Origin of the sequence: Gluconobacter japonicus, from assembly GCF_015244665.1 — a bacterium.
Classification (GTDB): Bacteria; Pseudomonadota; Alphaproteobacteria; order Acetobacterales; family Acetobacteraceae; genus Gluconobacter; species Gluconobacter japonicus.
Map to the genome: position 1 here is coordinate 15,271 of NZ_JABCQN010000006.1, position 20,593 is coordinate 35,863.

23 protein-coding genes and 3 pseudogenes are annotated in these 20,593 nt (G+C 56.6%); 14 read left to right on the forward strand and 12 right to left on the reverse strand.

The features are described 5' to 3' along the window. Nucleotides 1–4 precede the first annotated feature (4 nt). Nucleotides 5–1,012 (reverse strand): FAD binding domain-containing protein, encoded by a 1,008-nt coding sequence (locus tag HKD32_RS11595; RefSeq protein WP_194258028.1) that lies wholly within the window; start codon nt 1,010–1,012, stop codon nt 5–7. Beyond that, nucleotides 1,009–1,515: a (2Fe-2S)-binding protein gene (locus HKD32_RS11600; RefSeq protein WP_062502531.1), complete on the reverse strand. Its 507-nt coding sequence runs from the start codon at nt 1,513–1,515 to the stop codon at nt 1,009–1,011. The genes HKD32_RS11595 and HKD32_RS11600 overlap by 4 nt, the downstream gene beginning before the upstream one ends. A gap of 259 nt (nt 1,516–1,774) precedes the next feature. On the opposite strand from HKD32_RS11600, the gene HKD32_RS11605 reads away from it, so the two are divergent. From HKD32_RS11605 to HKD32_RS11620, 4 genes and pseudogenes are all read left to right on the forward strand, one after another. After that, a complete protein-coding gene (locus tag HKD32_RS11605; RefSeq protein ID WP_062502536.1) occupies nt 1,775–2,998 on the forward strand; it encodes an MFS transporter in 1,224 nt (407 codons plus the stop codon). Nucleotides 2,999–3,138: 140 nt separating this feature from the next. After that, the gene (locus HKD32_RS11610) at nt 3,139–4,275 is read left to right on the forward strand and encodes an acyl-CoA dehydrogenase family protein (protein ID WP_062502530.1); all 1,137 of its coding nucleotides are present in this window, start codon (nt 3,139–3,141) and stop codon (nt 4,273–4,275) included. Then, nucleotides 4,272–5,003, forward strand: a complete 732-nt coding sequence (locus tag HKD32_RS11615) for a PIG-L deacetylase family protein (protein ID WP_082785181.1) — start codon at nt 4,272–4,274, stop codon at nt 5,001–5,003. Before HKD32_RS11610 ends, HKD32_RS11615 begins: the two co-directional genes overlap by 4 nt. Continuing rightward, nucleotides 5,000–5,431: pseudogene (locus HKD32_RS11620) on the forward strand (methyltransferase domain-containing protein); the annotation flags it as partial. The gene HKD32_RS11615 and the pseudogene HKD32_RS11620, both read left to right, overlap by 4 nt. 73 nt (nt 5,432–5,504) lie before the next feature. Here HKD32_RS11620 and HKD32_RS11625 read toward each other — a convergent pair. The 3 genes and pseudogenes from HKD32_RS11625 to HKD32_RS11635 form a co-directional block, all read right to left on the reverse strand. After that, nucleotides 5,505–6,545 (reverse strand): glycosyltransferase, encoded by a 1,041-nt coding sequence (locus HKD32_RS11625; protein ID WP_408870755.1) that lies wholly within the window; start codon nt 6,543–6,545, stop codon nt 5,505–5,507. A gap of 851 nt (nt 6,546–7,396) precedes the next feature. Then, on the reverse strand, nt 7,397–7,756 hold the full coding sequence (locus HKD32_RS11630) for a sensor histidine kinase (protein WP_194258030.1): 360 nt from the start codon (nt 7,754–7,756) through the stop codon (nt 7,397–7,399). A gap of 36 nt (nt 7,757–7,792) precedes the next feature. After that, a pseudogene (locus HKD32_RS11635) lies at nt 7,793–8,095 on the reverse strand (IS481 family transposase); the annotation flags it as partial. A 558-nt stretch (nt 8,096–8,653) separates the two neighbouring features. Between HKD32_RS11635 and HKD32_RS15240 the strand changes: the two are divergent. The 5 genes from HKD32_RS15240 to HKD32_RS11660 all read left to right on the forward strand — a co-directional run bounded on the left by HKD32_RS15240 (nt 8,654) and on the right by HKD32_RS11660 (nt 11,279). Next, nucleotides 8,654–8,797 carry a hypothetical protein gene (locus tag HKD32_RS15240; protein WP_228118987.1) on the forward strand — a complete coding sequence of 48 codons (144 nt, stop codon included), beginning with the start codon at nt 8,654–8,656 and terminating at the stop codon, nt 8,795–8,797. Between the two features lie 162 nt (nt 8,798–8,959). Continuing rightward, the gene (locus HKD32_RS11645; RefSeq protein ID WP_194258031.1) at nt 8,960–9,526 is read left to right on the forward strand and encodes a hypothetical protein; all 567 of its coding nucleotides are present in this window, start codon (nt 8,960–8,962) and stop codon (nt 9,524–9,526) included. Nucleotides 9,527–9,926: 400 nt separating this feature from the next. Beyond that, complete coding sequence (locus HKD32_RS11650; protein WP_194258032.1) at nt 9,927–10,196, forward strand: hypothetical protein; 270 nt, start codon at nt 9,927–9,929, stop codon at nt 10,194–10,196. A 154-nt stretch (nt 10,197–10,350) separates the two neighbouring features. Next, nucleotides 10,351–10,905 carry a hypothetical protein gene (locus HKD32_RS11655; RefSeq protein ID WP_228118988.1) on the forward strand — a complete coding sequence of 185 codons (555 nt, stop codon included), beginning with the start codon at nt 10,351–10,353 and terminating at the stop codon, nt 10,903–10,905. Further along, nucleotides 10,902–11,279 carry a hypothetical protein gene (locus HKD32_RS11660; RefSeq protein WP_194258033.1) on the forward strand — a complete coding sequence of 126 codons (378 nt, stop codon included), beginning with the start codon at nt 10,902–10,904 and terminating at the stop codon, nt 11,277–11,279. Before HKD32_RS11655 ends, HKD32_RS11660 begins: the two co-directional genes overlap by 4 nt. Before the next feature lie 45 nt (nt 11,280–11,324). On the opposite strand, the gene HKD32_RS11665 is transcribed toward HKD32_RS11660, so the two are convergent. Beyond that, nucleotides 11,325–11,519 (reverse strand): hypothetical protein, encoded by a 195-nt coding sequence (locus HKD32_RS11665; protein ID WP_010505636.1) that lies wholly within the window; start codon nt 11,517–11,519, stop codon nt 11,325–11,327. A 79-nt stretch (nt 11,520–11,598) separates the two neighbouring features. Between HKD32_RS11665 and HKD32_RS11670 the strand changes: the two genes are divergently transcribed. Further along, the gene (locus HKD32_RS11670) at nt 11,599–12,156 is read left to right on the forward strand and encodes a phosphate-starvation-inducible PsiE family protein (protein ID WP_010505638.1); all 558 of its coding nucleotides are present in this window, start codon (nt 11,599–11,601) and stop codon (nt 12,154–12,156) included. A 49-nt stretch (nt 12,157–12,205) separates the two neighbouring features. On the opposite strand, the gene HKD32_RS11675 is transcribed toward HKD32_RS11670, so the two are convergent. Beyond that, entirely contained in the window at nt 12,206–12,547 is a 342-nt protein-coding gene (locus HKD32_RS11675) for a hypothetical protein (protein ID WP_194258147.1), read from the reverse strand. Between the two features lie 75 nt (nt 12,548–12,622). After that, the gene (locus tag HKD32_RS11680; protein ID WP_194258034.1) at nt 12,623–13,105 is read right to left on the reverse strand and encodes an Hsp20 family protein; all 483 of its coding nucleotides are present in this window, start codon (nt 13,103–13,105) and stop codon (nt 12,623–12,625) included. A 243-nt stretch (nt 13,106–13,348) separates the two neighbouring features. Here HKD32_RS11680 and HKD32_RS15245 point away from each other — a divergent pair, with 243 nt between their 5' ends. Then, nucleotides 13,349–13,660: a YXWGXW repeat-containing protein gene (locus HKD32_RS15245; RefSeq protein ID WP_228118989.1), complete on the forward strand. Its 312-nt coding sequence runs from the start codon at nt 13,349–13,351 to the stop codon at nt 13,658–13,660. Between the two features lie 163 nt (nt 13,661–13,823). Here HKD32_RS15245 and HKD32_RS11690 read toward each other — a convergent pair. Both HKD32_RS11690 and HKD32_RS11695 read right to left on the reverse strand, forming a co-directional pair. Further along, nucleotides 13,824–14,899 (reverse strand): annotated as a pseudogene (locus tag HKD32_RS11690) (IS5 family transposase). A gap of 159 nt (nt 14,900–15,058) precedes the next feature. Continuing rightward, complete coding sequence (locus HKD32_RS11695; RefSeq protein WP_194258035.1) at nt 15,059–15,685, reverse strand: hypothetical protein; 627 nt, start codon at nt 15,683–15,685, stop codon at nt 15,059–15,061. A 39-nt stretch (nt 15,686–15,724) separates the two neighbouring features. On the opposite strand from HKD32_RS11695, the gene HKD32_RS11700 reads away from it, so the two are divergent. The 3 genes from HKD32_RS11700 to HKD32_RS11710 all read left to right on the forward strand — a co-directional run bounded on the left by HKD32_RS11700 (nt 15,725) and on the right by HKD32_RS11710 (nt 19,089). Further along, complete coding sequence (locus HKD32_RS11700) at nt 15,725–17,353, forward strand: ADP-ribosylglycohydrolase family protein (protein ID WP_228118990.1); 1,629 nt, start codon at nt 15,725–15,727, stop codon at nt 17,351–17,353. Between the two features lie 84 nt (nt 17,354–17,437). Continuing rightward, nucleotides 17,438–17,611, forward strand: coding sequence for a hypothetical protein (locus HKD32_RS11705; protein ID WP_194258036.1), 174 nt, complete (start codon nt 17,438–17,440; stop codon nt 17,609–17,611). Nucleotides 17,612–17,712: 101 nt separating this feature from the next. Beyond that, nucleotides 17,713–19,089: a transposase gene (locus tag HKD32_RS11710; protein WP_194258037.1), complete on the forward strand. Its 1,377-nt coding sequence runs from the start codon at nt 17,713–17,715 to the stop codon at nt 19,087–19,089. A gap of 137 nt (nt 19,090–19,226) precedes the next feature. Here the strand turns inward: HKD32_RS11710 and HKD32_RS11715 are convergent, their stop codons facing one another. Continuing rightward, entirely contained in the window at nt 19,227–20,114 is an 888-nt protein-coding gene (locus HKD32_RS11715; protein WP_194258134.1) for an MBL fold metallo-hydrolase, read from the reverse strand. A 54-nt stretch (nt 20,115–20,168) separates the two neighbouring features. Further along, nucleotides 20,169–20,498 carry a YciI family protein gene (locus tag HKD32_RS11720; protein ID WP_194258038.1) on the reverse strand — a complete coding sequence of 110 codons (330 nt, stop codon included), beginning with the start codon at nt 20,496–20,498 and terminating at the stop codon, nt 20,169–20,171. Between the last annotated feature and the right edge of the window lie 95 nt (nt 20,499–20,593).

The window sequence follows — 20,593 nt, forward strand, 5'->3', positions numbered from 1 at the left end:
TCTTTCAGAAAATGGTCTTTTGCGTCTGGGACTGGGGCGTGCCTGCAGCGGCCTGCGAGAGGGCGCGGATGATAACGCGGGGGGCCAGCTTCAGCTTTGCGGCGTTGTCGCGGTCGGTGACGGCCCCTTGCAGCAGGCAGTCGGCAGCGTCGCGGAACAGGGAAGGGGACGGTGTTTTCCTTTCAAGGAGGGCTTCGGCTTCCGGGACACACCAGGGTTTTGTACCGACGCCGCCCATGGCGATGCAGGCCTTGCGGATCGTGTTGTTTTCCATCTGCAGTCCCGCTGCGACGGACACGATGGCGAAGGCGAAAGACAGGCGGTCGCGGATCTTGAGATAGGTATGATGAGGCCCGAAGCTGAGCGGCGGAAGATCGATGGACGTGACGATTTCGCCAGCGCGCAGGATGTTGTCCTGCCAGGGTGTGTTTTCCGGCAGGCGGTGATAGTCGCGCAGAGGAACACTACGCTCGCCTTCGGGACCTGTGAGGTTGACTGTCGCGTTCATGGCCGCGAGGGCCACGCACATATCGGACGGGAATGTGGCGATACAGGCCTCGCTGGTGCCGAGGATGGCCATGATCCGGTTGCGACCGCCTTTGGCGGAGCATCCCGTACCGGGGGAGCGCTTGTTGCAGGCCATGTCCGGGTCATAGAAATAGTGGCAGCGGGTGCGCTGGTTCAGGTTTCCGCCATTCGTGGCCCTGTTACGGATCTGGGGGCTTGCACCGGCAAGGATGGCGGAGGCTAGAAGGGGATAGCGCTCGGTAACGAGCGGGTGGGCTGCGGTATCGGCATTGGTGGCGAGGGCACCAATGCGCAGACCTCCATCAGGGCGTTCCTCGATCTGGCTCATGGACAGGGCATTGAGATCGACGACATGTTTGGGGCGTTCGACGTCCGATTTCATGAGGTCGATGAGGTTGGTGCCTCCTGCGAGGTAACGCGTATGCTCAGGGATGCGCTGTGCTGCGTCAAGTGTGTCGGGACGGGAATAGGAGAACTGTCTCATGCGGCCTCTCCAGCCCTGTCTTGCTGATGCTGGGCAAGGACCTGCTCAATGGCATCGATAATACCGTTATAGGCGCCGCACCGGCAGAGATTGCCGCTCATGAATTCGCGGATTTCCTCGCGGGTGTGGACATGTCCTTCTTCCAGAAGCGCCACCGCCGACATGATCTGACCCGGCGTGCAGTATCCGCACTGGAAAGCGTCCCGGTCGATAAAGGCCTGTTGCATAGGGTGCAGATGTCCATCCGGTGCCAGACCTTCAATCGTTGTGACCTCGGCGTCCGGGATCGATACGGCCAGGATGAGGCAGCTTTTGACCCGCTTGCCATCGACGAGAACGGTGCAGGCACCGCACTGCCCGTGATCGCATCCCTTCTTCGTTCCTGTGAGGTCCAGACGCTCCCGCAGCAGGTCCAGCAGGGTTACGCTGGGTGGCAGGTCGGCAGAGTAGGATTTTCCATTGATCTGGAGGTGACAGGGGCTGGCGACAGACACATCGGTCATGGGAGGGCGCTCCGTTCGGTGTCAGGTTTTTTCAGCGTGTCAGGTTGTAAGCGTCCGGGAGCGTTTAGGTTTCAAGGAATTCTCTGTGATCCCAGTCATAGAATGCGCGCTGATAATAAATATCCCGCAGGTATGGACCTGACCACACAGGATCTGCCTTTTCAAAAAAGGAGAACCCCTACTGTTTTTTTGTAACGGACCCGTGAGCCGACCGTTCAGTACGAGGGACGACTGCAAAAAGACTTTGACGGGAATTATGATGACGAAAAACAGAGCACAGATCCGGCCCGGGAGGGACGACGTTTCCCTGGACGGTCTGAGCTTCCTTCTTGCTGATGTTCAGGACAATCTGGGGAACTTTCTGACAGCCTTCCTGACGATACAGGGCTGGCCTTCAAGCCGGATTGGTGCGGCGATTGCAGCGGGCGGACTTGGGGCGGTTCTGGCCCGCTTTATCGGCGGATGGGCTCTGGATATCTTCCCGCGCAGGCGCCTGATGCTCGCTGCCTGCTGTACCGTGACGTTCCTGTCCGTCGCGGTGATGGCTTGGACGCCGCTGTTTTATCCCATTGTTCTGGCCCATTTCATCGCAGGCGGCGCAGGGGCTCTTTTTACGCCCATTCTTGCGGCCGTCAGCCATCATACGGCAGGAGCTAGAGGCTATATCGCGCGTATGGGCCGCAATGAATCCTTCAATCATCTGGGCAATGCGTCATCCGGCTTCGTGATGAGCCTTCTTGGCAGGGTGATGGGGCCTGTTGCTCCCCTGTGGGGGGTGGGAGGATTTGCGGCAGTCAGTCTGCTGCTGGTCGGGGGCCTTTCGAAACGCGCGGACACCCCTTCGGAACGGTCTCGGGATACCGCTTCGCTGCGGCAGACCCTGCGTGCCATTTTTACGTTCCTTTCCGAGACACGGCTGGCCGTTTTTCTGGTGACCTATCTGCTGTTCAATATCGCCAATGGCGCCGTGGTCCCGCTCATGATCGAGCGTTATGCCTTTTTCCACTTGGGCGATCCGGCGAGCGTGACGGCCATCTGTATCGTGGTCGCCCAGATCACCATGGCGCCCGTAGCCCTTCTCGTGGGTAAAAAGGCGCCGCAATGGCCTCGCAAGCCGCTGTTCGTGTTCGCACTCGCCATGCAACCCGTGCGGGACGGTCTGGTGATCCTGAGCGCGGACTGGCCGACGCTGGTCCTGGTCCAGATCCTCGACGGATTGTCTTCAGGCATCATTCTGGTGCTGTTCTATGCCATTCTTTCGGATATCGCGTCTGGAAGTGGGCGGCGCAATCTGCTTATCGGGCTGGGGTTGGCTCTGGGGACCATCGGTGCGCTCCTGTCCAATCTTGCGGGGGGCGCCCTGACATCAGCCTACGGGTTCAATACGACCTTCATTATCCTGGGCCTAACGGGGGCAGGGGTGGCCTGTCTGTTTGCATGGGGCATGCCTGAGACACATTCACCGGTCTCTGAAGCGGCATGACGGGACGCATGGTGCTCACCATGGGATGGTGCGCCTTCATCATTCCCGCAGAATAGTGACCGGCGGTGCTATTTTAATCGGGATCCATGATCGGCTTCCAGGCGTTGCCCTGATCGGGCTGCGCGGAAGGGTCACAGGGCATGTCGAATTCTGGTCATGAGATGATCGAGGAGGAACGATCTGTCTTTCGGGGCCGACTGAATCATCTGTTTGCGGACTGGAAAGCCAGACCCTTCACGCCAACAGAAAATCTGTTCCCGTCAGACCTCCTGAAATCCCTGCGACAGAGCGGGATACTGGATGCCCTTCTTTTCGTTGAGGAAGGAGGGCTTGGATTGGCCTCTCCGTCTGACAGGGGACAGTTTCTTTCGTTGCTGCTGCGGCGAACGGGTTATTTAAGCCTGTCGCTGGGACGGTGTCTTGAAGGGCATGTGAATGTTATCCGTCTTGTGGCGCTGTATGGCACGCAAGAGCAGCGTCACACGTTGGCCACAACATCGAAAAAAGGAATTTTGACCGGGATATGGGTCACAGACGGGGACCCTCCTGTGACCATACGGAAGGAAGGGGGCCTCTGCAGGCTCTCCGGGATCAAGGGATTTGCCAGCGGCGTCAATGAGGTTGGTCTTGCGCTAATTACGGCAACGACCGAGCAGGAAGAGTCGGTCATGCTCCTCGTGCCGACCACGGATGCCGCTCGCAGACAGCCAGGTCCGGGCAAGCTGACCGGGATGCAGGCAAGCGGAACGGGTGCTTATGATTTTACCGGGTTGACGGTCTCTGCTCAGGATATTCTGGGGACGGCGGGAGATTATCTGCGGCAGCCTGAGTTTTCCGCAGGAGCATGGCGCGGATCGGCGGTCGCGATTGGCGCTATGGACCGGCTGGTCGATCTGCTGAGGGAAGAACTTCTGGCCCGGAAGCGGGTCCACAACCCGCATCAGCTTTGCCGGATCGGAGACGCGATGATCCTTCAGAAAACGGCCTCCCTGTGGGTCAGGCAGGCCGCTCATGCTGCATGTGATTGTCCGGAGATGCCCTCCGAGGAGGTTACGGCGACTGTCAATCTGGCGCGGCTGGCTGTTGAACGCGCAGCTCTGGAGTTGATCACGCTGGTGCAGCGTGGTCTGGGGCTTTCGGCTTTTGTAAAAGGGCGGGCCGTCGAACAGATCATTCGGGATCTGGCGACTTATCTGCGACAGCCTGCTCCGGACGAGGCTCTGACAGAAGGCGCGGCCTGGTTTGTCAGTCATGACTGGCCGGAGGACTGCTTATGAAGGTCCGGGATATGCTTCAGTATTTCGCAGACTTTGCGGTCGCGCCCCTTGAGACGATTGCCTCTGGAACCACGCTTATTCTTTCTCCACATCCGGATGATGAGAGTCTGGGATGTGGGGGATTTATTGCCTCTGCGGTGCAGGAGGGGTATCCTCCGGTGGTTGTGATCGTTTCTGACGGCTCTGCGTCCCATCGTGGTTCAGTGGCATGGCCGCCCGCGCGGATTGCGCGGCTTCGTCAGGAAGAAAGCCGGGACGCGGCGGCAGTGCTCGGCCTTCCTTCCGAGCGACTGCTATTTCTGGAATTGCAGGATGCAAGCCTTCCAACACAAGGCGATAGTTTCGATGCTGTCATCCGTAGCCTTACCGAAATGATCGATCGCTATGAGTGCCAGACGGTTCTGGTTCCCTGGCGGTACGATCCGCACTGTGATCACGAAGCTGTCTGGATCATGGGGCAGAAGCTGAAGGCCCTGCTGCCGCAACTGAGGCTCCTGTCCTATCCTGTCTGGGGGCTGACACTGCCGCCTGAAATGGAAATCGATGAGGCCACCCCGGTAGGGTGGCGGCTTGATATCCGGCCGTTTCTGGACAGGAAACGGAATGCCGTTGAGGCGCATCGAAGCCAGAGGGGGCTGGTTGTGGATGATGATCCGGGCGGCTTTGTTCTTCCCGATCATCTGCTGGAGAAAATGCTTCAGCCCTATGAAATCTTCATCGCGTCATGAGTAACGAGACATGGAAACCGGAAGTCTTTGAACGTCTGTTTCATAATAATCCAGACCCATGGGGCTTTGAAAGCCGTCCGTATGAGCTTCAGAAACTGTCGCGGGTTCTGGAATGTCTTCCGGCGGCGCCCATTTTCTTCGCGGTGGAACTCGGATGTGCGATTGGTGTCGGCACCCTGGCATTGGCGCAGCGCTGCGGGCGTGTTCTAGCCTTCGATGCTTCGGAAAATGCACTGGCGATTGCGGGACGGCGGTGTGAAGGGCAGGCGCATGTCAGCTTTCTGAAAGCGTTCCTACCAGCGGATTATCCAGTTGCGGAAGCCGCGGGCTGCGACCTCGTTCTTATTTCCGAGCTTCTTTACTTCCTTTCTCCAAAAGACATCCGTCGACTGGCGGACATGGTCATGGAGAGCCTGAAATCTGAAGGGCATATCCTGATCGTAAATTGGACAGGGCAGACCGACACGCCATGCACGGGTTATGAGGCGGCCGAGCACTTCATCAGGGCCTGTCGGGAAAAACACTGGATTCCGGAGCTGTCAGAGCAGGGAAAGGGATATCGTATTGACCGGCTGTCTCGATCGGGAACCTCTTCGGTAAACACTGTTTCATCTGGCGAAGGCGCTTGAGTACCCTTAGGGCCCGTTCATGATGTTGCTGCAGATCGTTTCTGCGGATGCAGACTACAGGAAGGTCGGGATAGGAAATATCGAGGCAAGAAGATTGGCTCTGCCAGTATGTTCGTTCTCTGCGAAGTCTCAGCAGACGTCTGGAAACAGGTTCGAAGGCATCGTCAATATATTCGTCTTGGGCGATCAGGCGACGCGTCAGAGTTTCCGCCATTCCGCCGCGTGCGCGGCCCTGAAGGCGCGCGGAGACGTATACCTGCACCTGTGGGGCATGACGAGCCGCAATGCCGTTCTGTCGCAGGATCCTGGCGAAAGCCCGGTCTTCTCCGGAAGGCACGTTCGGGATGCCGCCCGTCCTGCGCCAGGCCGCATGCGTTACAGCGATACTGGCGCCTGAATGTTCCAGATGCCGGGGCCACGGGTCGTGTGGTTCGGGAGAGAGAAGCAGCTCGATCTGGTCCAAAATCGCACCATAGGCCCGTTCCAATTTCTCATCTTCATGAAGATGAGGAGGAATCTTTTTGTATTCTTCAGGTAGAAGAAGAACCCGCCCAAAAACCGCTTCAACAGGATATTGAATAAAAGCCTCGAGAATACTGTCCATCCAGTCGCTCGCAACTTCGCTATCGGCATCCGTAGTCAGAAGGATCGCGTCCGGGGACGCGGTTTTGGCGGCATGTGCCATGGCGTCACGTCGCGCCTTCCCGGCACTCGCCATTGCGGGAGGATAGCAGACCGTGACAGTTTCCAGCTCGAATGGCAGGCTGGGGATAAGAGAATGTGCCCGGTTTTCGGTCTCATCGGTCGTGTTATTGATCCAGAGAACGACCCTGTGAGGAAGATGTTTTTGCGTCGCCAAGGCGAGAAGGCAGGGGACGATGTGCTCGTCTTCATTACAGACAGGGATCGCCACAATTCTTGGCTTTCCCCAAAATAGGAGCTCCCTGCTCAGCGCTACAGTATCAGTGCGGATAACCGGAAGGACGCGGCTATTTCTGTCACATGTACCCCATCCTTTGACATAAGGCTTAGCCTTGTCGGGTCCTCGCTCTCGGTCATGCAACATCGTCAGGCGCTCGCCATAAACTGTGGTTTAAACAACATCTGAGCCTGATTGGTCGGATTGTCTGGACCCTCGGGGAGTGCCGGAGGATCACCCTGCGGAGGAGGGAGCGCTTTCTTTTCCTGAAGATATGATTTTCCGGGATATTCCTCTTCCGAAGGTTCGTCCGTGATGAGCCTCTTATCCGGATATGGATCGAAATGTTCCCGCTCGTCTGGAGAGCCGGGAACTTTCGTGGGATTTATGGGGAGAGCACTCTCTGGAAAAAGCATCTTCGCCTCCTATAAGGAGACAGATCAATGGTTGAGAATGCTGAGAGTTCAGATCACTTAAAAAAGACTTGGATTCTTCTGGTACCTGCCCATCAACGGTTATTCGCCTATCTGAGGTTTAGATCGCACCCGCACATTGTGTATTGAGGATATTCCATAAGCGTACGGGTAGAACTTCACCAGCGAATTCTGACATTATTACTTATCTCGATAGAGATATATTGCGAATATATAAGTAGAACTATAAGTCGTTAGCGAGATCACATATAATCTATGAAACAGAATTCTGGGGAGTATACAGTCAGTAAGCTTTATATGTTCATGAGCGATATGGAATTTCCAAATGCAGTCCCGTGCCATCCGGGCAAGACCATTCCGGTGTTGCCCCAATCTGCCGGGCAAGCCCTTCAATAAGGGCTGTACCTGGCCCTAAGCACGAGCCCGATCCTTCACCGATAAACCGTTGCCATTATTCCATATCCGGATGTGCAGCCACCCATCACGTCTTCTTGCATCCACAGAAATAAAGCCCGTGTCCGCTTCGCTTTTGTCCGTGAAAGAATATTTCCTACTGTTAGTTGCAAACTTGTTAAGGATGAGATCCAACGGAATGGCGATGTCGCTTTTCACATCTAGATCTTCCACTTGTAACGCCAACTGGATTGGCATGTCCTGGCGCGACATAATCAGGCCCTCCAGAAGCTGGGTAACATAAGGTTGTAACGAAAGCCGATCGGCATTACGAGCAGTATAGACATGGTCATGGGCCAAACGCAGCGCATTCTCCATGTCCGGCCGTCGTGAGATCTCGTGACACTGAAATCAGCGATACAGAGCCGGGCGTGTCAGACGGGGGTGCTGGCCTGCAGGGCATAAAGGCAGTCATCCAGCGGCAGCAACGTATGCCTGCGAAAGGCCACGACCATCGCTTCGTCCGTCTCGAATAGGACCGTTGAGCGCGGCTCTTTAGGGCCTGTCTTCTGATCCTCAACCGTTTGACGCTTCCGCCATTTCACAACTGTTTTCGGGTTGATCCCGAACTCCTCGCTCAACGAAGCCTGCGATCGCTGTAGTGCTAGCTCGCACGGCGTACGTGATCGTGGCGCTGTCATGACGTATCTGTCCGATAAGGCTTCCCTCCACTCTCGTGGAATACCATACCATCAAACCCCGGGACCAAACACCTAAGGAGCGGAGGTAACGCGGCACCGCTGATAGCGGGGCGACCGGCCTGTTCGATAACCCCAAACAGGCAGTGCATGGTGCGCTGTGTCCGCCGGATTACTCATCAGCTTCGCTACGATGAGACAGGACGGTTCTGAGTTTGTCGGCGTCCGCCGGCATTGCCGGATTATAGACGACCAGGGTCAGGTCCGGTCGGCCGTCGACCGAGAATATCGAGTGTTCGAAGGCGCAAGGAGTCGAGAACTGGGTGATCAATGTGCTTGATGGTATCAACGGGTGCTTCGGTGGTGCGTTTGCCGCAGGTCCATGACCCGGCAGCAGGGGCTTATCAAGCCGCTGATCGAGATTTTTCGTGCAAATGGGACCTGAGCATATGTCGACGAGGGGCGTAATCTGTGGCCTGCAGCGCATGTTCTGGATGTCGGCCGCCTTTACCGGCTGCCCATCGAGAAGGGCGCAACGGGTTCTGCCTAGAATACGGTGACCGAAGAGGGCGTGGCGATGCGCGATATCGTCGAGACACTCGACCGCTGTCTGGATCTACCGGTCCGTTCCCTCTCAGCAGACGAAATACCTGCGTTTTTCGGGCAGTTTGCGATATTCGCAGGCTTCGACATGGCCGCCTCTAGCGTCCTGACCCGGTAGGCATTGGGATGGGAGCCGACCGAACCGGAACGGATCGCCGATCTGGCACAGCTTGAAATCAAGGACTGACGCCTGCTTCCTCGACCTCTTGCTAGCGCTATTTACCCAGCCCATATTTGTGCCGTCGTCCGACACTGCTTAACAGACACGGAGGATTCCAAAATGCATTTTTCTCGTATGCTTCAGGCAGGCGCCTTTGTTGCTACATTGGCTTGCAGCGTGGCTGCCCTACCCGCACAGGCTCAGGATGCGTTGCGCGTCGTTGACGCGCGCGGACACCAGGTCGGTATCCTGGTCCAGGGCATCGCAACGACAGCGGCAATGCCTGATATCGATATGTTCGAGGCCGTTGATCGCATGATGGCACAGGATATGGCTCTCATGGCGGCTATCGATCGGACGTTGACCTCGCGGCCGGACGGCGTCCCGCGCGCGGTTCCGGCTGTTGGTCATGACCTCCCGAAACAGAGCATGTCCTGGCAGCGTTTCGAGGCGGTCAGCACCGGTGGACCCACCGCCTGTACGCAGACGATCACGATTACATCAAACGGTCAGGCAGCGCCAATCGTTCATATGTCACGCACCGGAAGCAAGTCCTGTGCGACGCTCCCCGCGCCGATGACAGTTGACAATCCCGGAGATCAAAAGTCTGGTTCCACGACTCTGACGCCCGCCGTCGAAACGCGGACAGAAGTCCCGACGAACAGACACACTGGAAGCGCTCTGTAAGACGGGTGGTGGCCCGAAAATCCCGGGCCGCCATCATAGAAGGAGAATATATTGATTTTCTGCGATCATCGCCATGACGGTTAGCGAAAATTAACAAAACCCATGTAATTTCTGTCTGCAACACCGCCACAGAAAATAAATACAAATAAAAATAATAAAATTATTCATGAAAAAGAATCTGCATTTCGTGCCCTCTTGACGAGGCAAGCATCTCTTCCAATCTTGCTTTCGCTGGACGCCATCGGGTCCAGCATAGGCTCTGTGAGCCAGACAACTGGAGTCCATGTTGCTTTAATCGGAGGATGTGGATGTCGATACTGAAAGGACTTTATTCCCGCTATCGCCGCTCCTTGCGCACAGCCGCCCGGAGATGGCGCAACCGACTGGAGGGAGGCGTATCATGGTAACGCGCGCCCTTTTCGGAGACGATCCGCTAGCTCCGCGTGTCCTCTCCGTGCTCCGCCGCCTCGGTCATGACGGACGTGGCGTGACGCTAACGTCTCTGGTGGCCCATACCGGTATACCGGGGATCAGACTTCGCTCCACGCTGGAACGTCTGGTCCAGGCGAGCGCGGTCGCCCCTGCCGGGTGTGATCCCCTGGCTTCTGATCTCGCGTTCCGTCTCCCCATGCGGGCAAGAGCCGCACCGCCATTTCCGGTCGCGGCGTAAGGCACTGACCGCGCCGGGTAGATCAGAAACGCCTTCTCCGAGCGGAAACGCCGTCTTTTCTGGAACGACCGCACGAATAAGAGGGTGGAGCGGGGCCTGCCAGCGGGGGGCCCGCGTTTCTGAAGATGAAGTCAAAAGCAGAGAGAACAGGGAGATGTCGAGTTTTGTCCATTTTCTCAACCTGAAGGCGCTTCAGGACTATTGGAATAACCATCCCTCCGTGCCCCGTTCACCGGGGGCAATGCGGCCAGTTTGGTCGCACTCCGCCGGAGAGACGGAGCGAGCGGAACAGACGGCCAAGCAACCTTGGCGCCTTCGGCAGAGGGAGAGACCACACGTCGCTGTCGGTCTCGTCCTCATGCTGCTGGTCGGAATGGCCTCGCCGGCATCAGCTCATGCGCCGCATGATGTGCTATCGTGCGAGACAGAAAAGCAGTCGGTAAACATTCCATCCATGCCACTGGCCCGCGCCATCGAGATGTTGGGCCGGCAGACCGGGTGCCCGGTCCTTGTCGACCCGCCCCTTGTGGACGGCCGGACCTCGGTAGCCGTCAAGGGCGCCTATACGCCTCAGGGCGCCCTCCTGCATCTGTTCGGGTCCGTGCATGTCGACGTCACCGCCACTGTTTCGGGCTTGAGCGTCAGCCCTCTGGATGCGACGGCTCTGACATCGGGCGACAAGCGCGCCGGCCTGAGGACTGCATCATGACTCTTCACACGGACAGGCCGAACAGGATTATGTCGCTTCCGACCGTTCAGATCGGCACAGAACTGGCGGTCCTGCTGACCGACTATCTCGGCGACGAGGAAAAAGGCCGGGGATATGACAGCCTCATGCGTCGGGCGGCTGACCACCGGGTTTACGATCGGGTTTCTCGCTGGAGAACCGAGTCAGACCCGGAACCAACGACCGTCGCCGTGGTCCGAAAACTCCTGCCTGTCGCTGACCGCACCCACATGGCTAAGACCCTGGGTATGTCGTTGGGAGCCCTCGAAAACCAGCTGACATCGGCCTTGCCAAAGGCCGTGCGAGATCATGCCAGAACATTGTCCTGTCGTCTGCCACGCTGGCACCGGCTCTGACCCGGATGTGAGCCGGAAGGGCCACGAGCCCTTCCGGAGACTGATTCAATCCGCATGGGGGTTCGCATCCACATCCGAGGGATCAAGCGGTTCGACCAGTTCTTCCTTGTCCGGATCGATTGGTGGCTCCTCTTCGTCAGATGCAGACGCCGGAGGCGGGCGGTGCTCCTTCTCCCGAGAAGGAAGCGGAGGCGGTTCGAACGGGCGGTGAGCGCCCACGATCCGTAACGTGTCCTGCATGGGGACATTCTCCATCACTAAAAGAAAAAACCAGATCCACGTGGGAACTATAACGCAATTCATAGATGGTAAAATGGCTATGGAAGACCTCTCCATGAAACGTTCCTGGCAGAGCAGGGACTGGTCCCGCCTCATCAAGCTGTTCAGGGGCCTGACATTCTACGAGCGTTTTGAACAGGCGATCATTCTGACCCTGATTGCGCTCATCATGCTGGTAACCGCCATAGCGACGATTCATCTGATCGGCGCGGTATGGCATCTGGTCGTCGATGTCGGGATCGATCCGATCAACCAGACGATCTTCCAGGCGATTTTTGGCGCGATCTTTACTGTTATCATCGCTCTTGAGTTCAAGCACTCCCTGCTGGTCGTTCTTGCCCAGCATGAGAACGTCATCCGGGTGAGAACCATCGTCCTGATCGCCCTCCTGGCGATTGCCCGCAAATTCATCCTGCTGGATCTGCATGATGTGACTGCCATGGAACTGTTCGCTCTCTCGGCGGCTGTTCTGGCTCTGGGCATCGTCTACTGGCTGGTTCGCGAGCAGGATGCGCGTGTCGCGCGCGACGCCAGGGAACAGGCGCCTCTCGAAGATAATCCTGCGGCCCGCTGCGCGCCTGAACGGTCTTCATCCTGAAGAATCGAGGTAAAGGCGGTCTATAACGCCGCCTTTACTTAAAGCCCCATTACGTCCCGTGCGATGAGGACGTCTTCTTCGCCGTCTCTGGCCCTGACGGCACCAGATGATCTGCGTCGATGGGCCGGAACGGCGGAACGGGTTGTCCGGGATAATAGACCGGCCCCTTGTAGTTCTGATCCAACTGGCTTGCGTTCAAGCTGTCGACAAGCATATCACCTGTGCCGTCTTCGTAATGAGCGCGAGCCCCGGTTTTGGGGACTGTGGACGGTCCCTCAGTCGCCCTCGCATCGAACGATGTTGCAGCCGCCCGGGCAAGATCACCAGCATGTGCACCCGACTGGCTCAGGAGAGACAACCCCAGAGCAGCGCACGACAGAAATATTTTCATCCTCTTCATGCTCATGACCTTTCGAGACTCTCCCCCGGCCGGATGAATGGCCGGGGGAGAGGTTTCGTCACGCCATCAGGCTGCCTCTTTCCGCGCCTCGATCTGGGGCACGGCTTCCTCCGCACGTATTGTAGAGGACGTAATCGCGATACGACGCGGCTTCATCGCTTCGGGTATCTCACGTTTCAGGGTAATGGACAGAAGTCCGTTCTCGAAGTGCGCATCGGTGACTTTCATATGCTCGGCCAGATCGAAGCGGCGTTCGAATTCTCTGCCCGCAATACCCCGATGGAGATATTCGGCGGCGCTTTGCGGCTCGGGTGCCTTTCGTCCTGTCACGACAAGAGTATTGCGCTCCTGTGTGATCGTAAGGTCGTTCTCGGCAAGTCCGGCAACGGCCATGTCGATGCGGTAATCATCCTCACCAGTCTTGACGATATCGTAAGGCGGCCAGTTATCGACCGTCGGGATCCGGCTGGCAAGATCGAGAGCGTTGAGCATTCTGTCAAAACCCACGCTCGAACGGAACAGGGGAGCAAAATCAACGGTGGCTCTCATAGCCATATCCTCCTTTGAGCAACATGGACATAAGATCAAAACTCTTGGTTTTGTCTGCCGACCCCTTCGGCGGTCGGCAAATTCAATCTGGGAACTCCGTGCATGGTGTCAAGAGGCATCAAAAATGCAGAAAGGCAGGTTTGGGCGTCCTCTATCGCGTCTTCGCGAGTGAGACGGACCCATGCCCATTTCACGAGCATCGTGCTATAAAGCATCATCGCGTGTTTAGAGTGGACCAGGACAATGCCTGATAGCGTCAGATGGAGGTTGCTGGCCGCGGCTTTCGCCGCGACCATGCTGAGTGCCGCTCCGGCACAGGCCAGGCCGTGGATTTACGCTGGACCACCAGTTGTCGTTCCACCACCAGTCGTGGTCGCGCCGCCACCTCCGCCTGTCGTGATTGCACCACCTCCCGTCACGATGATTCGCCCCCCACCACCGGTGCCACCCTACGAGATGCTGCCCTTGCCACGCCGAGGCTATGTCTGGGAGCCGGGCCGCTGGTTCTGGACTCCGCGCGGCTACATCTGGCGAAGAGGTCGGTGGCGGCGTTGAAATGACGTCCAATTGGCGGATTTGAAAATCGGAGAAATCGAAAAGCCGTTTATTGATATGCCTTGGCGAGTAATTTCTGGTTTTTGGCGATTTGATTGACGGTTTTTGGGATCGTTTTCGGTCTGCGTTTTGAGCAGATCAGGGGCTGTCTCCCGCTGGCTGGCTACGCGCTCGCGTTCAACCTCTCGAGGAAGAGGAAGCGGCGCATGTTGTAGACGATATTGGCCAAGCCGATCCTCATGGTGGCCCGGGTGATACCGACAGTTCGGACGAACAATCCTGTCTGTGACTTCTGATCGGCAAAGACGTGCTCAACGCGGGATCGGATCACCGACTTTCCTGCGTTGGATCTCTGGATATGCAGGGGCATCGGTTTGAGATGCGGTTTTTTTCTGTGAGCCTTTGAGACAAACCCTCTTTGCCCATGAAGTCTTCGTTGGCTTTTGAGCGATAGGTCGTGTTGGCCCAGACGCTTGAGGCCACATTGGTGTTATCCAGCAGCCCTTCTCGCAATCGCGCACCATCACTGGCGGCGGCATGCGTTGTTTTCCACTTCCGGATGAACCGGTATTTCCGATCGATGGAAACATGCGATTTATAGCCAAAGAACGGGATGGCGAGATCGCTGGATGGCATGGTTCCATCGTCCTGCCGCTTCGCCTTCGTGAACTTCAGTGTCCATCGTGCATGCCTGTCCTTGTGTGACAGTTTGGATGGCTTGTCCTGCCACTCCTGTGGGATACGTCCTTCCCGAAGATCGGCTTTCTCGGCGTTTGTATTGCGCTTCTTCGGAGCCGCTACGAGCGTGGCATCCAGGATCTGGCCTGACATCGGCAGATAACCAGCGCTGCGCAGGGTTGCATCAAAGCGCTCAAACAGTCTTTCAATAGCCCCCGCCTGTGTCAGGCGTTCACGGAACAGCCAGATTGTTTTGGCATCAGGCACCCGATCTGAAAGTCCCAAACCAAGGAAACGCATGAACGACAGGCGGTCGTTGATGAGATACTCTGTCCGCTCATCAGACAAATTGTTGAGCGTCTGGATCACCAGGATCTTGAACATCAACACGGGATCAAATGGCGGACGTCCGCCCTGATCTGAATAAGCCAGGGCCTTTTCCAGATCAGGGCGGAACACCTCAAAATCCACCGTCCGGGAAAACGCTTCGAGCTGATCGCCAAGTCCGCTCAATCGAGCAAGCCGCTCTTCAACATCAAAGAAACCAAGCTGTTTCATGATCCATGCCCCAATCAGATCCGGAGGAATGAAATCACAGAAGAACCCTCCAATCGGGATCGAACGAAAAACATTCTAGTTGGCATAACAAATATTATGCGACCTACCATATGGTCCAGATCAGATATGTTCTTCGTCTCACACATGAGGCTATAACGTACATTACGACCCGTCTTTGTCCGGTACAGCTAAAAACTTTCTGAGATTGTCTGCGGTCCAGGGCTTGCCTCCATGGGTTCGCAGATCCTGGGCATTCAGCAGATCCGCTTTCTTCGGCCATGACAGACCCTCCTGCCCGACTAGAGCCTTTAAAATAGCCTGCCGATGCTTCGGTCGGGACTGCGCATGCGCCTTCTCATTCTGCCGCCATGCCCTGAAATGCGCCTGCGGATCGAAGAGCTTTCCATCCATGAGCAACGGATCCGGCGCCAGTGCGAGACATCGCTCTATCGGTATGCCCTGCCGCAGAGCCGGCTGCGGGCGCCAGCCCTGGGCGGCTGTGAAGTCCACGCTCAGGAACGTCGCCTGAGACGAGCACTCACGCACCAGATTCTCCAGAATCTTCAGGCTCTCCGGCGTCGCCCTGTCGGGAGCAAGCTCCAGCAAGGCAACCTCTTTCTCCAGAACACCGTGTACTTCGCGCACATACTGCCGGATCAGATCCCGCTGATAACGTATGGTCCGGCTCTGTTTTGCGGCAGCATTAATATCTGACGAGAGCCGGTCAAATCCGGCCCAGGGCACTGGACGGGTCCAAGTCAGGGCCACATAGGATTTTTTCAGAGGCATGCGGAAAATCCCGACGGTTTGGCATTTCCGGAACAGGTCATGGGAAAACCGTCTCCGGAACAGACAACACAGGGCCATATCATGGCCCGACCGACCGAAAGAAACCAGATCATGCGTACCTCCCTGACCCATCCGCTGATGATCGACAGTTTTCGGCTTGCCGACGGAAAAGTGGGCATGACCCTCTGTCCGGGCCGCAAGGGACCATCCCTTTCTGGCCCGAACTGGGACCGGGATCTTCAGGCCGATATCCTGCGCCTGAAGCTCTGGCGAACGGACATCGTGATTTCCCTGACGCCTCAGGACGAGATGGACCACCTGGACGTCGGCGACATGAAAGCCGCCATGGAAGGGGCCGGTCTGCTCTGGTTCCACCTGCCCATCCCCGACACCGGTATTCCGGATACCCGGTGGACACAGCACTGGCGCCGGATCTCCCCGGCCCTGCACCAACGTCTGGAAGCTGGCGGCCAGATCGTCATCCATTGCCGTGCCGGTCTAGAACGGACGGCCCTGGTGGCAGCCCTGCTTCAGTGTGAGCGCGGCGAAAGTATTAGCTATGCCCTGGAGCAGGTCGCAAAAGCCCGGAAAGGCGCCGGCCCACTTCCCCGTCAGAAAGCCTGGCTGGAAGAACAGCGTCAGGAAAGCGACCGGAACCACAAGCTGTTCCGGGCCTGTCTGTTTGGTGGCGCCATCGGCGACGCGCTGGGAGCGGAAATGGAATTCTGGTCCCTGGACCGTATCCGGCAGACCTTTCCACACGGCGTTGACCGCATCCTGCCCCATGACGGCCGTCCAGTTGCCATAACCGATGATACGCAGATGACCTTGTTTACAGCCGAAGGTCTGATCCGGGCCGATGTGCGCGGGAGCCTGAAAGGCATCTGCCATCCTCCGGGTGTCGTGCACCATGCCCTGCTGCGCTGGCTGACAACACAGGGAGGGAACCCGCAGATCCATGACTGGACCGGTCTGGTCAGTGACCCGCGAATGCACCGCCGCCGCGCTCCGGGAACAACCTGTCTGTCTTCCCTGAGATCCGCAAAACATCTCGGTGACTTTGCCCGAAATGATAGCAAGGGCTGCGGAACCATCATGCGGGTCGCGCCCGTCGCCCTCTACGGAGGCGTTCATTGCGATACCCTGGCCGATGACTGTTCCCATCTGACCCACGCTCATCCGACAGGTCGTAACGCCGCCCGGGCCCAGGCGCATGTTCTGGCGCAACTGCTGGACAGAACACCGTTGGAAGAAGCGGTCCGGTCACTACAGACCCTGCGCCTGGACGACGCCACACAGGCTGCCGTGGAACGGGCCTGGACTGCTGCGCCTGATGGACGCCCCGAAACAGTCGAGACGCTGGGTCAGGGCTGGGTCGCCGAAGAAGCCCTGTCCATTGCCCTCTACGCCGCTCGCGTCGCCACCAGCTTCGAAGAGGGCCTGCGCATCGCCGTAACGCATTCCGGAGACAGCGACAGTACGGCCGCCATCGCCGGAAATCTTCTGGGACTGATGTTTCCTGATGAGGTTCTGGCCCATCCCTGGCGGACGCAGATCGAATGCGCCGATCTCATAGACCGTCTGGCCGGAGACCTCTGCGATGCCCGTCACCACAACACGGGTGAACGCTTTGCCCTGTCCATGTGGGAGTTCTATCCTGGGGTTTGATACCAAAGGGCTGCGCTCACCCCGCATGACGACCTTGGTGGAGCAGCTTTGCTGGCTTGTCATGCCAGTCTTGTGGGATCCGTCATGCACGGCCATCCGACATATCGCACCTGCAATGCCAAAGGCCATGTTGGCGAGGTCAGGCAGCTTGGGAAGATGCTCACATCTATCGGCCGGAAATCGCGTAGGGACCTGCTCTGGGGTAGTCGACAAAACTGGGGTCTGGCGTATCGCCTGAACGAGAAGCGGACTACTTGAGAATTGACAGAGATTGTCAGCTTAGGAGGGATAGTGTTGAAAAAGTCGCGCTTGCTTTGAGAGTGAAGCACTGATTCACTCTTTGCAGGAGGAACCTGCAAATGATGGGTGATCGAACGAAAATACAGGAGGCACTGTTCTACGAGTTCCGCCTTGAAGATCATGTGCCAGCTGGCCACCTTTTGCGTTCAATTGATCGCTTTGGCGATCTGGACGGCCTGCGTGAGCATCTTCGCCCATTTTACAGCGGCACGGGGCGGCCTTCAATCGATCCCGAGCTGATCATCAGGATGTTAATCGTTGGCTACGTGATGGGTATTCGATCCGAGCGACGTCTATGTGAAGAAGTCCATCTTAACCTGGCCTACCGGTGGTTCTGTGGCCTTGGTCTCAACGGCCCTGTGCCTGATCATTCGACATTCTCGAAAAACCGGCACGGACGCTTCCGGGAGAGTGATCTGCTTCGCCAAATGTTCGAAATGACCGTCAGGCAGTGCATCGCCAAGGGGCTGGTGGGCGGTGAAGGCTTTGCGGTCGATGCTAGCACGATCAAGGCCGACGCTAATCGGCAGCACAGTGTTTCGAGCCCAGATAAACTGACGATCGAGGCAGCCCAACGTGCTGTGCGGGAGTATTTCTCGGTGCTGGACGATGCTGCATTTGGGTCTGCTACGCCCGTGCAACCAAAATATATCTCTCCGGTCGATCCTGCGGCACGTTGGAACGCTGCAAGCGGTGGCCTTGCTTATTATGCCTACTGCACAAATTACCTCATTGACCTTAAAGCGGCTGTCATCATGGATGTAGAAACCACGACAGCCATCCGGCAGGCCGAGGTTACGGCGCAACGCAGAATGATAGAGCGTACGCAGGAAACATTTGGAATATGGCCCGAAAGGCTTGCTGCGGATACAGCTTATGGATCCGCTGAAAATCTTGCGTGGCTGGTTCATGAGCGTGGCATAGAACCTCACATTCCGGTCTTCGACAAATCTGCCCGGCAGGACGGGACTTTCGAACGTCGAGATTTCACATATGACCATGTGCATGATCTTTACATCTGTCCTGGAGGCCAAGAACTGAAGCAGCAGTGGCGCAAGATCAACTCGGATCAACCAAACGCCCCTCCCGACAACCTACTTCGATACCGTTCGTCGAAACTGGCGTGCGACGTATGCACTCTCAAACCGAAATGCTGCCCCGATCAGCCCAGTCGTAAGGTCCTGCGCTCCATCCATGAAGGCGCTCGTGATCTGGCCCGCGACATTGCCTTAACCGACGCCTATATTGTCTCCAGACGAGAACGAAAGAAGGTCGAAATGCTGTTTGCTCACCTCAAGCGCATTTTGAAGATCGATCGGTTGAGGCTCAGAGGACCAAACGGCGCCCGTGATGAGTTCCATCTCGCCGCAGCTGCCCAAAATCTCCGCAAAATGGCGAAACTGATACCCCCCGGAACACCTGCCTTATCCACCTGAGGCAAGAAAGCTGCACTTATGTCGAAGTAGCTTGGCAACACTTTCACTCTTCACCATGAGTTTTTCAACACTATCGAGGGAAAGCAGAATGTCCGCAAAGGAATAGAACGAGGTGAACAGCGAACATAATGGCAGCCCTAGAGGAAAGACCAACCCCTTTCCTGGTCGGACGTCATCACTCTTCCAGCCGATGTTATCGGGAAGTGCGATGTGAATACTGTCGCATCGTGTTCGACAGCGTAATTCAAAGCCCATTTGCGTGATATGATGGCTGTTTGAGGGTCTGCATCAAAGACAGCACTCCACTTCGGAACACACACCTGAATAGGATGATGCATAACATCACCCGTGAAGATGGCGTGCTCGACGCCTGACTTCAGCACAACAGATGCATGATGTGGTGTATGCCCGGGTGTGGGATGAAAGGAAATTCCTTCAAGAACATCCGATCCGTCCACGTCAATCTGATCTGCAAGACCCGCCGAGATAATCGGATCAACGCTATCAATGCGTGTCATGAAACTGGTTTTATTGCGCACGCTATCATGAGCCGGATTACTGAAAAAATCATATTCGGCTCTAGAAAAGACATATCGGGCATTTGGGAAGGTCGGAACCCAGATCCCATTTTGCAGGCGTGTATTCCACCCGACATGATCGACATGCAGATGGGTAAGAAGAACAAAATCGATGTCTTCTGGACTGACACCAGCGCGCATCAGATTTTCAAGCCACACAGTCTGCAAGTGATCGAAATACAGGGCCGCAGGTCGGGCTTTGTTATTTCCAACTCCCGTATCAATGAGAATTTTTCGACCGCGATCCTCAATAAGCCAGCTATGAACGCTCAAAAGGACTTTCGTTTCTGAACTATCCAGCGTTTCAGGTAGTCGGGGGCAAATCTGAAGAGCTTTTGCTTCGTCCCAATCTGGAAACAACTGTTCTGGAGAGAGTTCTGCCAGCGTCAGATCCTGTATTTTTAGAATACGGGCATCCCCCACAGTATAGCACTGAAGATCGTTCAGAAGCATAAGGCTCCCTCTCGTTTTTATTTCTTAAAAAATACAGAACTGTCGTCATCAAGGAAAAATAGACTTCAATTCTTGCGGGAGAGCCCCTGTTGCATGATCTGAAAGGCAACCAAACAGAGGATCCCATTCTTCAATGCGCAGATCGTAAATCAAACCTTCTAATGCGAAGGGATCACCGGCAATCATTGCGTCAATCTCCTGCCGATTGGCACCTTTCATAATCAGAAAGCCGGAGCGCAATGGGGTCCCTTTCAACGGACCGGAGGCCAGCAGGCTGCCTTCCTGAATAAGGTGCCTGAGATACAACACGTGTGCTGCGACATGCTGTCCCCATCCCTCGCCGTCAGGGTGGTCCATGCGCACAAGATAAACAGGCATTTCGAAAGTCTCCACCAGAACTGGACTTGCCAATCACTCGAAGCCTTCAGCATATTCCTCTTTTTCGCTGGATAAATTGTCGATACGAGACATCA